The organism is Mucilaginibacter sp. 5C4 (genome assembly GCF_034345625.1).
GTDB lineage: Bacteria > Bacteroidota > Bacteroidia > Sphingobacteriales > Sphingobacteriaceae > Mucilaginibacter > Mucilaginibacter aurantiaciroseus.
This window is the reverse complement of sequence record NZ_CP133775.1, coordinates 4,101,515-4,114,773: the sequence shown is the minus strand read 5'-3', so window position 1 is coordinate 4,114,773 and position 13,259 is coordinate 4,101,515. Positions and strand designations below refer to the sequence as shown.

Annotated in this window: 17 protein-coding genes; 8 read left to right on the top strand and 9 right to left on the bottom strand. The window is 43.0% G+C overall.

Annotated elements, in window-relative coordinates:
• Positions 1-118: 118 nt before the first annotated feature.
• The 6 genes from RHM67_RS19215 to RHM67_RS19190 all read right to left on the bottom strand — a co-directional run bounded on the left by RHM67_RS19215 (position 119) and on the right by RHM67_RS19190 (position 4,549).
• Entirely contained in the window at positions 119-946 is an 828-nt protein-coding gene (locus RHM67_RS19215; RefSeq protein ID WP_322228900.1) for an anti-sigma factor, read from the bottom strand.
• Positions 946-1,500, bottom strand: a complete 555-nt coding sequence (locus RHM67_RS19210) for an RNA polymerase sigma factor (RefSeq protein WP_322228899.1) — start codon at positions 1,498-1,500, stop codon at positions 946-948. Before RHM67_RS19210 ends, RHM67_RS19215 begins: the two co-directional genes overlap by 1 nt.
• Positions 1,501-1,524: 24 nt before the next feature.
• Positions 1,525-2,403, bottom strand: a complete 879-nt coding sequence (gene lipA / locus RHM67_RS19205; protein WP_322228897.1) for a lipoyl synthase — start codon at positions 2,401-2,403, stop codon at positions 1,525-1,527.
• A gap of 323 nt (positions 2,404-2,726) precedes the next feature.
• Positions 2,727-3,056: a bacillithiol system redox-active protein YtxJ gene (gene ytxJ, locus RHM67_RS19200; RefSeq protein WP_322228896.1), complete on the bottom strand. Its 330-nt coding sequence runs from the start codon at positions 3,054-3,056 to the stop codon at positions 2,727-2,729.
• A 235-nt stretch (positions 3,057-3,291) separates the two neighbouring features.
• Positions 3,292-3,789, bottom strand: coding sequence for a 6,7-dimethyl-8-ribityllumazine synthase (ribH, locus tag RHM67_RS19195; protein ID WP_322228894.1), 498 nt, complete (start codon positions 3,787-3,789; stop codon positions 3,292-3,294).
• An 85-nt stretch (positions 3,790-3,874) separates the two neighbouring features.
• Positions 3,875-4,549: a tetratricopeptide repeat protein gene (locus RHM67_RS19190; RefSeq protein ID WP_322228893.1), complete on the bottom strand. Its 675-nt coding sequence runs from the start codon at positions 4,547-4,549 to the stop codon at positions 3,875-3,877.
• 353 nt (positions 4,550-4,902) lie between these two features.
• Here RHM67_RS19190 and recF point away from each other — a divergent pair, with 353 nt between their 5' ends.
• Both recF and RHM67_RS19180 read left to right on the top strand, forming a co-directional pair.
• Positions 4,903-6,003: a DNA replication/repair protein RecF gene (recF, locus tag RHM67_RS19185; RefSeq protein ID WP_322228891.1), complete on the top strand. Its 1,101-nt coding sequence runs from the start codon at positions 4,903-4,905 to the stop codon at positions 6,001-6,003.
• Positions 5,996-6,286: a DUF721 domain-containing protein gene (locus RHM67_RS19180; protein WP_322228889.1), complete on the top strand. Its 291-nt coding sequence runs from the start codon at positions 5,996-5,998 to the stop codon at positions 6,284-6,286. Before recF ends, RHM67_RS19180 begins: the two co-directional genes overlap by 8 nt.
• Positions 6,287-6,296: 10 nt before the next feature.
• Here the strand turns inward: RHM67_RS19180 and RHM67_RS19175 are convergent, their stop codons facing one another.
• Complete coding sequence (locus tag RHM67_RS19175) at positions 6,297-6,497, bottom strand: hypothetical protein (RefSeq protein ID WP_322228887.1); 201 nt, start codon at positions 6,495-6,497, stop codon at positions 6,297-6,299.
• A gap of 142 nt (positions 6,498-6,639) precedes the next feature.
• Entirely contained in the window at positions 6,640-7,059 is a 420-nt protein-coding gene (locus RHM67_RS19170) for a nucleoside-diphosphate kinase (RefSeq protein ID WP_322228885.1), read from the bottom strand.
• Positions 7,060-7,189: 130 nt separating this feature from the next.
• Between RHM67_RS19170 and RHM67_RS19165 the strand changes: the two genes are divergently transcribed.
• The 5 genes from RHM67_RS19165 to RHM67_RS19145 are packed head-to-tail and all read left to right on the top strand — an operon-like array spanning position 7,190 to position 12,087.
• Positions 7,190-8,200 (top strand): DHH family phosphoesterase, encoded by a 1,011-nt coding sequence (locus tag RHM67_RS19165; RefSeq protein ID WP_322228883.1) that lies wholly within the window; start codon positions 7,190-7,192, stop codon positions 8,198-8,200.
• Positions 8,201-8,216: 16 nt separating this feature from the next.
• Positions 8,217-9,185, top strand: a complete 969-nt coding sequence (locus RHM67_RS19160) for an FKBP-type peptidyl-prolyl cis-trans isomerase (RefSeq protein ID WP_322228882.1) — start codon at positions 8,217-8,219, stop codon at positions 9,183-9,185.
• 52 nt (positions 9,186-9,237) lie between these two features.
• The gene (locus RHM67_RS19155; RefSeq protein WP_322228880.1) at positions 9,238-10,236 is read left to right on the top strand and encodes an FKBP-type peptidyl-prolyl cis-trans isomerase; all 999 of its coding nucleotides are present in this window, start codon (positions 9,238-9,240) and stop codon (positions 10,234-10,236) included.
• Between the two features lie 30 nt (positions 10,237-10,266).
• The gene (locus tag RHM67_RS19150) at positions 10,267-11,034 is read left to right on the top strand and encodes a TatD family hydrolase (protein ID WP_322228878.1); all 768 of its coding nucleotides are present in this window, start codon (positions 10,267-10,269) and stop codon (positions 11,032-11,034) included.
• A gap of 33 nt (positions 11,035-11,067) precedes the next feature.
• The gene (locus RHM67_RS19145; protein WP_322228877.1) at positions 11,068-12,087 is read left to right on the top strand and encodes an asparaginase; all 1,020 of its coding nucleotides are present in this window, start codon (positions 11,068-11,070) and stop codon (positions 12,085-12,087) included.
• Positions 12,088-12,222: 135 nt separating this feature from the next.
• Here RHM67_RS19145 and RHM67_RS19140 read toward each other — a convergent pair whose 3' ends face one another.
• A complete protein-coding gene (locus RHM67_RS19140) occupies positions 12,223-12,804 on the bottom strand; it encodes a LytTR family DNA-binding domain-containing protein (protein ID WP_322228875.1) in 582 nt (193 codons plus the stop codon).
• A gap of 126 nt (positions 12,805-12,930) precedes the next feature.
• On the opposite strand from RHM67_RS19140, the gene RHM67_RS19135 reads away from it, so the two are divergent.
• Complete coding sequence (locus tag RHM67_RS19135) at positions 12,931-13,200, top strand: hypothetical protein (RefSeq protein ID WP_322228872.1); 270 nt, start codon at positions 12,931-12,933, stop codon at positions 13,198-13,200.
• Positions 13,201-13,259: the final 59 nt, after the last annotated feature.

The window sequence follows — 13,259 nt, the reverse complement described above, 5'->3', positions numbered from 1 at the left end:
TACATTAACAACGCTAAATATTCAATTGTTATATAAAAAGCCTGCTTTTTAACAAAACTTTAACAAAAAAGCCGCTCTGCACATTGCAAAGCGGCTTTTAAAATATCTTAAAATCTCGTTAAAATGTGCCGATAACCACCATTTGATCCATGCTTGGGTTAATGCTACCACCGTTTGGTTCAAGCGTTACAGCAAAGCCCTGTGCTGATGCAATGGCTTTCATTTCCTTTACACCTACGGTATCTGCCTTTGGCTGGTCGAACACGCCCATATCTACAGGTTTGCCATTTACAAGCGCCCATAGTTGGTACTGGTGTTTCTCATCGTGCTGTGGCAGCTTCACGCTTGCTACAGCTACCATAACCTTTTTACTAACCGAGTTCCATGCTAAAACCATTGCGGCTGTAGGGGCTTTGGCAGTGCCTTTAAGTTTTAAAACTTTAAAAGCGGTATCACGGTAAACCTGTAATTCGTTGTCGCGCAGGCTAACCTGGTTGGCTATACGAATCTTATCTGTTTGTAACGCGCTAAGCTGGGTATTTGATTCCTGCAATTTGCTGTACAAGTTCACCAGGCCATAAACACTTATTAAAAATAAGGTAAGGCAGGCAGCAAAGGCGTATTTATAAAAACTGGTTACACGTGCGGCAGGTAAGCTACGTACGTTGTCATCGTCCTGGTGTGTTCTTGCTTTTGAGAAGGTATTGTCATCGCCCAGGTTAACCAGCAAGCTGTTCAATACTTTGGCGCGTAAGTTTTCTGATGGCTCAACGGCATGCTCTTCGGCATAAAACTCCATTGATCTTTCTATTTCTATGATCTCAGCCCTTATCTCCGGATATTTCGTAGCCATCTCCTCCACCTGCGCTTTTTCAGTAGCGCTGATGTCACCCAAAACATAAAGTTCTAAGGTGCCTGATTCGATATATTCCTTAACGTTTTCCACTATTCATTAAAATGTTTTCTGAGTTGGAGTATGCCCATCCTTAATCTTGTTTTAATGGTGCCCAGCGGTACGCCAAGTTCTTCGGCGGCTTCCACGTGGGTGTAACCTTTAAAATACACAAGGTCGAGGATAGACTTTTGCTCGGGTTTTAGGGTAGATACTAATTCCCTGATGCCCAACAACTCAGGCTTATAAACTGTATTTCTTTGTTCGTCAATAAAAGTTACGTTATTTTCAAGCTCATGGTTTTTGCTCTGGTTTTTAAAATCCTTCGATCTAACCTTATCTATAGCTAAATTGCGTGCGATATTTACCATCCAGGTAAATAAGCGCCCTTTTTCGGCGCTATAGCCCGAAAACGAGTGCCAGATTTTTACGAAAGTTTCTTGTAAAACATCTTCGGCGATGGCCTCATCTGTGATGATGCGTGAGATAACACCGAATAATGATGCGGAATACATATCGTACAATGCCTCAACCGCAATCTTTTCACGGTTGCGCAATGCAAGGACTAATTCCTCTTCGGATAATGATATTTTACGTTTGGGGCTCAACTTGATGAAGATATAAAGGATAACTTACATTTCAAACAAATGTTTTTCGGCATGGTAAGATGAGCGCACCAGCGGGCCGCTTTCTACATACCTGAAACCTTTTTTCAATCCCCATTCCTTGTAACTGGCAAATTGGTCCGGGTGGATCCAATCAATTACCGGGTGATGGTTACGGGTTGGCTGCAGGTACTGGCCTAAAGTAAGGATGTGTACGCCAGCTTCCAGCAGATCGTCCATTGCTTCCAGTACATCCGCTTCTTTTTCGCCCAGGCCAAGCATAATGCCCGATTTGGTGCGCAGGCCGGTAGCCGATGTGCGTTTCAGTGCCTCAAGGCTACGGTCATATTTTGCCTGGATACGTACTTCGCGGGTTAGGCGGCGTACGGTTTCTAAATTATGTGATACAACTTCGGGGCGGGTTTCTAAAACACGGTCAAGATTATCCCAAATGCCACGGAAATCGGGCAGTAAAGTTTCAAGAGTGGTATCCGGGCTTTCGCGACGGATTGCGTTGATAGTTTCGGCCCAGATGATAGAACCACCGTCTTTAATATCATCGCGGTCTACCGAAGTAATAACGCAATGTTTAACCTGCATCAGTTTTACCGAATTGGCTACACGGTTTGGCTCGTCAGTATCCACAGCAAGGGGCCTGCCGGTTGCTACCGCGCAGAAAGAGCACGAGCGGGTACAAATATTACCCAGTATCATAAACGTAGCTGTACCGGCTCCCCAGCACTCGCCCATATTAGGGCAATTACCGCTTTCGCAAATGGTGTGCAGCTTATGTTCGTCAACCAAACCACGTACGTGGGCGTATTCCTTCCCTACCGGAAGCCTAACCCTTAACCAATCGGGCTTGCGCTGCGGCTGGTTGGCGGGTACTACTGGCAAATCTATCATGCTACAAAAATAGGTAAAAAGCAATTAGGTGCACCCCGTATGTAAACGAATATTACGCAGAAAGGATAATAAGGGGATGGGGTGCATCTACCCCGACCGTCATTGCTTTATTAGATCCCGTAATTGCTGTAAGCGATAGCGTGGCAATCCCCTACTTACAGAGCCGCAGACAAGTCTATCGAAGATTGCCAGGTCGCTATCGCTCCTCCAATGACGCCGCGCGGTTTTGAAGTAGGGGGAGGCCATAAAAAATCCGCAGGATAACTCCTGCGGATTTTTTATATTTTCAGTCTTGATTCCTGATTCTAAAAATCTTTATTCCCTTAAGAAACCACACTCATGGCCTCGTCAACCGAGATAGAGCCGTGTGATTGATCGAGCAGGCATTCGCCATCTTTTATCAGCAACATTTGCGGCGATTCGTGGTAAACAGAAAAATCCTGTGCTACTTTGGCCGATAGGTCGCGGTGTTTGATCAGGTCTAAAAAGTATAGCGGCATGTCTGATGGCAGGTTCTCCCAGTCCATCTCAAAACGCCTTTTAGCCATCATGCTGATAGAGCAACGGGTGCTGTGTTTAAAAATTAAGCTGTAGCCCGCTTGCTGTTTAATATTATCTATCTGATCTGCCGTGTCCAACGATATCCATTCCATAAAACAAAGGTAATATATAGTGCCTGTTCAATCGTAAAAATAATGTAAAACTACTTTTAGTTTTAGGCTAAAGGGAATAAAATGATAAATGGGTGTGTTAGCGGTGGTTAGGGTACGAACCGTATGCAGGGCATAATTTGTTAGAGCATGAAGCCATGCTGCCTAAAGCCAGTGCGAAAAGTGCTATGTATAAAATTTTTTTCATGTGCTTGTTCAACTTAGTATTTATACGGGTTTACCCAATTAAAGTTTCGTTCAGTTTGGCCATTTTAATGGCGGTTACAGCGGCTTCGTCGCCTTTGTTGCCATGTTTGCCGCCACTGCGGTCAATTGCCTGCTGCTGATTATCAGTAGTTAACACACCAAATATAACAGGTTTTGAATATTTTATGGCAACATTAGTTACCCCATTTGCAACCGCGGCGCAAATAAAATCAAAATGGCGTGTTTCGCCCTGTATCACACAGCCTAAGGTTATCACAGCATCAAGCTTTTTGTTTTTAAGCAAAAGCTCGGCACCGCTGGTTAACTCGAAGCTGCCGGGTACCGGGAACGAATGGATATTCTCGGGCCTGGCGCCATATTTTACCAGGCTATCGTAAGCACCTTGGTACAATGCGTTGGTTATTTCGGCATTCCACTCGGCAACTACAATACCAAAGCTATAGCCTTCGGCCGATGGGATCTCGCTCGCGGTTGAAAAATCTGACAGGTTTTTTAATTGAGTAGCCATAAGTACCGTAAAGATAGAAATTGGTTTAAATAAATAATGCCTGCTTTTTAGGCAGGCATTAATATGCTTTATAATGTCGTGTTAATTATTTCGTGTCAACACGTGCAATGTACTCGTCAATATTTTGTGCTTCGGCGCTGTCAAAGTAATCAGTCTTGATTTTTTTGTAAGTGTCGGCAGCCGCTTTGTTGTCTTTTTTAGCTTCGTAAACCAGGCCCAGTTTTTTAAGGTAAAACGGGGTAAGGAATTTATTGCTTGCTTTATCAGCAGCTTTTTTGAAATAGGTTTCGGCTTTATCTAAATCTTTCAATTCAACATAGGCATCACCCGTGCTCCCTAAAGCCTCGGCAGCAACCATATTATCATCGCCACGGTAATTAGTAAGGTTATCAATTGCCTGGCGGTATTCGCCTTTATTTAAGTAAGCAGTGCCTAAGTAAAAGTAAGCAAGGTTAGCAACTTTAGTGTTGCTGTAATCTGTTATAATTTTTTTGAAACCAGGGTAACCGGCATCGCCATTAATAGCTTTGTCCCAATCTTTTTTAGCCCAAAAATCTTGCGCTACGTGCATTTGGTTTGCAGCGGTAACTTCCCTTGGTGCAAGGTAAAGTTTAAGGTATGCTATGTAAATAAAAATCATTACAACAATAGCTGCTGCAATAAATAATAAGCTTTTTTGGTTCTCCTGAACAAAACTACCGCTCTTTACAACACTTGTTTTATCTGCTGTAGTTTTTGTATTCACCTCGGGTACTGACATCTGTATTTAAAAATTAAGTTTGCAAAAATACGGTTTTCAATCCTTTTAGCAAATTTAAATTTTGGATAGTTGTGATATGGGTAAAGGGTTTGTTATTAGTGGGTAATGGAGTGTAAATTGCCTTTCTGCAAAGAAATACGAAATGTCGCGTCTCTACATTGTTGCTGCCCGTAGAAACGCGATACTTCGCGTCTCAGAATATATCGATCACAGAAATGCTCACAACAAACTAATGTCCCGTTGAATTGATAATTAATACTCTTGCACCGGGAGATGCGAAGTATCGCGTCTCTAAACTAATGCACCATTGAACTAATAAACCAACCAAAAAACACTAAATTTGCTCCCCGCTTATGTATTTGCAGCAACTCTCATTCATCAACTTTAAAAACTACACCGAGGCCGAAATTTCGCTTTCCGAGGGGGTGAATGTCTTTGTTGGTAATAACGGCGCGGGTAAAACCAACCTGCTGGATGCGGTTCATTATCTGTCGCTTTGCAAGAGCTATTTTAACCCGATAGATACCCAGCAAATAAAGCAGGGGGCCGATTTCTTCATGATCAACGGTGTGTTCCAAAAAAACGGGAACAAAGAGGTGGTGGCCTGCGGCGTTAAGCGTAACCAAAAAAAGCAATTCAAGCGTAATAAAAAGGACTACCAGCGCCTGGCCGACCATATCGGGCTGTTGCCACTGGTGATGATCTCCCCGTACGATATCAGTATTATTATAGAAGGCAGCGAGGAGCGCCGCAAATTCATTGATAACGTTATCTCGCAAACCGACCATAATTACCTGGACGAACTGATAGTATATAATAAGGTATTAGCTAATCGCAACGCGCTGTTAAAGCAAATTGCCGATACAGGCCGTTACGACCCTGAACTGCTTTCTGTTTTTGATGAGCAACTGATCGCATCGGGCAAGCGCATCTTTGAAAAGCGCAAGGCGTTTATGGAAGCATTTACCGGCATCTTTAACCGGCACTACCAGTTCATTAGCGAAGATGCCGAACAGGTGGAGTTAAATTATGAGTCGCAATTGCTGAATGATGATTTTGCCGCCCTGTTGAAGAAGAGCATGGAACGCGACCGGATATTGGAGCGTACTACTATGGGCATCCACAAGGACGACCTGCAATTTAACATACATGGTATGCCAATGAAAAAGTTTGGGTCGCAGGGGCAGCAAAAATCTTTTCTGATAGCGTTGAAGCTGGCGCAATATACTTTTCTTACACAGAAGAATGGATTTAAACCCCTGCTTTTGCTGGATGATATTTTTGACAAGCTGGACGATAACCGCGTTACCAAACTGATGCAGATGGTATCTAACAACGATTTTGGGCAGGTATTTATCACCGATACCAGCAGCGCGAGGGTAGAGGGGATCTTCGAGAAAATAAATGTGGAGGTGAAATTATTTAAAGTAACGGAGGGGAATGTAAATGCGTAAGGCAAACGATAAATCGCTTAAGGAAGCCATTGAGCAGATGCTTAACGTTTATAAAATAAAACGGAAGTTTGATGAGACTGCCATCGTAACCCTATGGCCAGACATTGTAGGTAAATCGGTAGCTAACCGTACCAAGGAGTTATTTATAAAAGATAAGAAATTGTTTTTGCGGATAGAATCATCAGTTATTAAGCACGAGCTTGTAATGATGCGAGAACAAATAATTCAAAAAATAAATGATTTTGTTAAAACCGAACTGGTTGCCGATATCGTATTTATCTAAAATTGGATAACTACCTACCGCGGGTTAAACGTAAGCGGTGGCTTACATTACGGAAGCTATCGTCCATGATCTGCGAAAACGCAAGCATAAAGATCCCCGGAAATATAAACGCGAACTGAGCCTCGGGATGATCCCTGAAAATACTCATAGAAGTTACAATAATACCTATAATAACTACAGAATAGATAAGGTATTTAATAAGCGACTTCATGATACTTACGTTTAAATACGGGCGTTTGGTCGCCCGGATATGTAAAGATACATATAAATAGTTAATTTGCAAGAAAAGCACCAATAAAAAAGCGCTTTGTAAAAAATATTTACAAGGCGCTTTTTTATTGACTGTCAGTAGCTTAGAAACGCTCGAACGCCGAGAAGAAGAAGTTGCCTTCTATTGCTGCATTGTCGTCAGAATCTGAACCGTGTACCGCGTTTGCATCAATAGATTTTGCAAATAGGTTACGGATGGTGCCTTTATCAGCCTTAGATGGGTCTGTAGCGCCGATCAGTTTACGGAAATCTTCGATAGCGTTATCTTTTTCTAAGATAGCTGCTACGATAGGCCCTGATGACATAAAGCCAACAAGATCTGCAAAGAAACCACGCTCAGCATGTACCGCGTAAAATTCGCCTGCTTTTTCTGCGCTAAGTGATGTGTATTTTAATGCTACAATTTTAAAACCTGCTTTGGTTATCTGGTCTAAAATAGCGCCAATGTGGCCGTTTGCAACTGCATCGGGCTTTATCATTGTAAAAGTTCTGTTATTTGCCATTGTATGATGTTCTTTTTATTATTAAAGAGGCGCAAAAGTAGCGTTTTATAACTGAAACTTAAAGCTTTTGCCATAAATATGCTACACGTATTTAATTAATTTACTTAGCTTTGCAACTCTTTTAAAATTGATGTTAGATTTAGCTTCGCTTACTGAACTTTTAAGTCAGCCCCGTAAAATAGTAATTACCACCCATCATAAACCCGATGGTGACGCTATGGGCTCGTCATTAGGGATGTATAATTACCTTATACAGCAAGGGCACCACGCTAAAGTAATTGCCCCTACAGATTATCCCGAATTTTTAAACTGGATGCCGGGCAACGGGGAGGTGATCATTTTTACCGAAAACCGCGACCTTTCTGCCAAATTAATTGCCGATGCAGAGATCATCTTTTGCCTCGATTTTAACGCACTGAGCCGTATTAATGATATGGGCCCGCTGGTTGGCCAAAGCAATGCCTACAAAGTGATGATAGACCATCACCTGGAACCTGAGGATTTTGACGATTACCGCCACTGGGATATCAACGCCTGTGCTGCCGCGCAATTGGTTTACACCTTTATAGCAGATCAGCTGCAACACGCCGAGCTTATTAATAAAGATGTGGCTACCTGTTTATATACAGGCATCATGACAGATTCCGCATCATTCCGGTTGCCAAACACAACATCAACCGTGCACCGTATTGCGGCCCACTTAATTGATGCAGGCGCCAATAACTCACGCATCCACGAATTAATATACAGCAGTTCATCAGAAAACCGTTTGCGCTTTTTAGGCCATTGCCTTGCAAACTGTTTAGAGATACTGCCCGAATACAATACAGCCATAATGGCCGTTAGTAAAACCGATATTGCCAAATTTGATGTAAACACCGGCGATACCGAAGGAATTGTTAACTATGCACTTTCAATTGCCACCGTACATTTGGCGGCCTTTATAGTAGAGCGCAACGATAAGGTTAAATTATCCTTACGTTCAAAAAATGAGTTCCCGGCGAACGAGATATGTAAAAAGTATTTCCAGGGGGGCGGCCACCGCAATGCGGCAGGCGGCCAGTCTGACGAATCGCTGGAGGCTACCGTAGCAAAATTTAAATCAATATTACCCGAGTATAAAACACTATTATTACAATAAGAACTAACAAAAAAAAATGAGAAAAAACTTAATGATCATAGCAGTTGCAGCATTAGGGCTTGCAAGTTGCAAAGGTGGTTTTAAACAAGGTGCAGGTGGCATGTTGTACAATATCCGTACAGATAAATCTGGCGCAACCATTAAATCAGGCGATTTTATCAGCCTTAACCTTATCTTAAAAACAGATGGCGATTCTGTATTAGGCAGTACCTACGAATTAGGCCGCCCTTTACCGCAGATAATGGAAAAAGAACCTCGTAAAGGGGATGTTTCTGCTGCATTCGCGTTACTAAGCGAAGGTGATAGCGCGACTGTTAAGTTAGCTATCGATTCGATGTTTAAAAAAGGCGCTCCAAGGCCTCCGGGCATAAAAGGTAAATACCTTATTTACGAGATCAAAGTTGAAAAGGTGATTCCAAGAGGTAACCAAACAGAGCCGGTTTTCCAGGCACATGTTACCGATTACTTTAAAGCACAAAGCGAGATCATTAAAAAACAAGAGCCGGCTAAGATCAAGAAGTATGTAGACGATAAAAAACTTAAAACTACTGTTACAGCATCTGGCTTGCAATACGTAATTAATACCCCGGGTAGTGGTGCTAACATCGTTAAAGGCGATACTGCTATTGTTAATTACACAGGCAGGTTGTTAAATGGTAAACTGTTTGACACAAGTGTTAAAGAGGATGCCAAAACCGACCCTAAAATTTACGATGCCCGCCGCAAATACGAGCCTATTAAGATCCCTATTGGCGAAGGCCGCGTAATTAGCGCATGGGAAGAAGGTTTGCTATTGTTAAACAAAGGTGCTAAAGCAACTTTTGTAGTGCCATCAGCCATTGGTTACGGCGAGCAGGGCTACCCGCCACGTATTGGTTCATTTGCACCGCTAACTTTCAATATAGAAGTAGTGCAGATCATCAAAGCTAACCCTAACGCGCCAAAACCGTTACAACAACCGGCAATGCCACCGCAAGCAAGATAATTTATAAAACTTATACAGCCTTCCGGAGAATACCCGGGAGGCTTTTTTTATTATGAAGAGTACTATTTTTTTAGGTTTAATACTTTGCCTGTTTGGCTTTAAGGCCAGCGCGCAGTTTCAGCGTACCGCAAAGGGTGTGCAGTATCAAATAATCAGCAGCAGCCCGGGTGCAAAACTAAAGCAGAACAATGTTATTACGTTTAACGCTATCCAGGCAACCGATGCCGATTCGGTATTGTTTAGTACCTACAAACAGGGGCAGCCAATAAAAACGCAGATCCACCCGTCAACCAATGTTGCCGACCTGATGGATATTTTCCCACTGATGTCGGTTAACGATAGCGCGATAGTGAAAGTGCCGGTTGATTCGGTTTTTAAAGGCCACGAAACCGAGATGCCCCCGATGTTTAAAAAAGGTGGCAACATTGTTTTTAAATTAAAAATCATTAGCTCGCAAACTTTAGAACAAGCCATGGCCGAGCGTAATACCGCTATGGAAAAGGTTAAAGCCGAAGGCGAAAAAGTTAAAGCGACTGAAATGGCAACTTTGGCTAACTACATTAAAACCAAAGGCCTTGTTGCTAAAACTACACCGTCTGGTTTGCATTACGTGGTTAGATCTGCAGGCATTAAACCCAAACCGCTTAATGGCGATACCGTATATGTAAACTATACCGGCCGCACATTAGAGGGTAAAATGTTTGATAGCAGTGTAGAGGCTGATGCAAAAGCCGGTGGCTTAAACCAGCCGGGCCGCACGTACGAGCCTATTAGCTTTGCTTTAGGTGCCGGCCGTGTAATAAAAGGCTGGGACGAAGGTTTGGCCCTGCTTAACGAAGGCTCTAAGGCAACGTTCATTATCCCATCGGCGTTAGCTTATGGCGAGCGTGGTGCAGGTGCTGATATCAAACCATACTCAACACTACTATTTGATGTAGAACTGGTAAAAGTGGTGAGGGTTAAACACGATGCTGTGAAACCTGCAGCTAAAGCGCCGTTAAAGAAAAAAGCGCCGTTAAAAAAGCGAAATTCAGCTAAAAAGAAAAATTAATATAGAAAGCCCCTTTCTTACTTTTGTGCCATGGTATTTACAGACACACATACCCATTTATATTACGAAACGGAGGCAGATAAGCGTACGGCTTTAATGCAGCGTTGCCTGGATAGTAACGTAAGCCGTTTGTTTTTGCCCAATGTTGATGCCGCATCGGTACCGCTGATGTTTGATCTGCTGGCTGCTTATCCCGATAACTGTTACGCCATGCTGGGCCTGCACCCATGTTCGGTAAAAGAGGATTGGGAACACGAGCTATCGCTTATTGTAGCATCGTTACATAAATACCCGTTGTATGCCGTTGGCGAAATTGGTATAGACTTGTACTGGGACAAAACCTTTTTAACCGAGCAGATCCAGGCGTTTAAATTACAGATAGATTGGGCAAAAAGCATGAAAATGCCCATAGTGATCCACTGCCGCGATGCGTTCGACGAGGTTTACCAGGTTTTGCAGGATAGTAAAGATGAGAACCTGCGCGGCATTTTCCATTGTTTTACCGGTACGCTGGAGCAAGCCAACAAAATTACTGAAATGGGCTTTTATTTGGGAATAGGCGGTGTAGTTACTTACAAAAATGGGGGCCTGGACAAGATATTACCACAAATTGACTTAAAGCATGTGGTTTTAGAAACTGATTCTCCGTACCTTACACCCGTTCCGTATCGTGGTAAACCTAACGAAAGCTCTTATTTAACTTACGTAGCCCAAAAAGTGGCGGAGCTATATCAAGTATCTATTGAAGAGGTGGCAGCTATCACCACCCAAAATTCAAAAATAATATTTGGTATATAGTATATATTATTTTACAGTATAAACCTGACCTAAATGAGCCAGATATTGATCATCTATACCGGAGGGACAATTGGTATGATGAGCGACCCTGTTACAAAAACGTTGGTACCCATCAACTTTGAACAGATAATGGATAACGTTCCCGAACTGGAAAAGCTTAATTGTAAAATTAAGGTGCACTCGTTTGAGCATATCATCGATTCATCGAACATGAACCCCGAAGTTTGGGCCGAACTTGCCGCGCTTATAGAAGCCAATTACGACGAGGTGGATGGCTTTGTGATATTACACGGATCGGATACGATGGCTTTCACTGCATCAGCGCTAAGCTTTATGCTGCAAAATCTGGACAAGCCGGTGATTTTCACCGGGTCGCAGTTACCCATCAGCGCGGTACGTACCGATGCAAAGGAAAACCTGATGACTGCGATAGAGATAGCGAAAGCTAAAAAGAACGATAAATCGCGTGTGCCCGAGGTTTGTATCTATTTTGATTATAAACTGTTTCGTGGTAACCGCGCGTTCAAATATAATTCATCAAAATTCGAAGCATTCCGCTCGCCAAATTACCCAATACTGGCCGAGTCTGGCGTTCACCTGCGTTTCAGCGTGAACGACATCCGCGAACCTGGAACAGGTCCGTTGAAAATTCATAACACGTTGGTTAACGATGTAGCGGTACTGAAACTTTATCCCGGTATTAGTCCTAAGGTTGTGGAAACCATTTTAGGTGCCGATGTACGCGGTATTGTAATGGAAACCTTCGGCGCCGGTAACACCACTACCGACCAATGGTTTATCGACCTGCTAAAAAACGCTATCGATAACGGCAAAGTGATCCTTGATATTTCGCAATGTAAAGTGGGTACCGTTGAGCTTGGCCGTTACGAAACCAGCAAACAGCTTAAAGACATCGGCGTAGCCAACGGTTACGATATGACCTATGAAGCAGCCGTCACCAAAATGATGTACCTGCTTGGCGAACTTGATGACCCTAAAGAGGTAAAACGATGTTTGGAAAAGGATCTAAGGGGAGAATTGACGGAATCGTAGGTAACCCACATGCTCAAAAAATGCGTCATTGCTGAACGATAACAACGTGGCAATCTTCGGTAGATTTGTCTGCGACTCTGTAAGTAGGGGATTGCCACGCTATCGCTCGCAATGACGTGTGTTTTAGTAAGGCTCCTAAAACATCCTCTCCTTTATCACCGCCATAAAACCATCTCTAAACTTTTCACTAACCGGGATCTGTTTATCGCCAATGTAAATATGGTTATCCTGTATTTTACTGAGCAATTTGGTGTTGACGATATAAGAGTTATGCACCCGCACAAAAGGTGACGATAGCTGCTCTTCAATATCTTTTAAACGGCGATAGATCAATAACACCTCGGCACCGGTAACCATGCGTACGTATTCTTTTTCTCCTTCAAAATAAAGCACCTCATCCAGCAGGATCTTGCGTAGGGTTTTGCCTGTTTTTACAAAGAAGTAACCCTCATCGGGTTTGCTTTCTGCTACCGGCTGTTTACCAAATGCAGCCTCAATTTTTTGGGTGGCCGACAGGAAACGTTTTAATGTAATAGGTTTTAACAGGTAGTCGATAGTTTGGAAAGCGTAACTATCTGGCTGCGCGATACCAAAGTAGAAACGCGGGCTAATCAGCAGGTATTGGTAACCAGCCCGCATTGGTATGGCAGCGATAGCACCAGCTACCGCACGGTTTACTCGGTAAACCGCATGAGCGATTTCGCGCCGATATACCATGCCGGTAAAAACCGCGCGTACAATTAAGGTGCCGATAAAATTAAAGGTGCAGATACGGTTGCAAGCAATACAGCCAAAGATTTTTCGCTGGATTTTACCTCGCACAACTTTAATTGGAATCTGGATATGGAAACCTTCCAGATGCTGCCATTGGCTGCCGGTAAAACCTTTGCCATTAACTTTTACGACGCAGGCCTGGGTAAGCCCGATTATATTATTTACAAAGTAATTGGCAGCGAAGTGATGATGACCATGGATAACCAAAAGGTTGATTGCTGGAAACTTTTAATGAAAGCGATTACAAAGGCCAGCACGCCACCGAAACATTTTGGATCAATAAAAAGGCCACGAGTTTATAAAGGAGGAAGATGTTTTCCCCGGTGGTTTCCGTTATAAAGTAAAAATGCCCGGCGCGGCATATAATGTGCTTTCAAGGTTCGGTAAGTAGAACAATT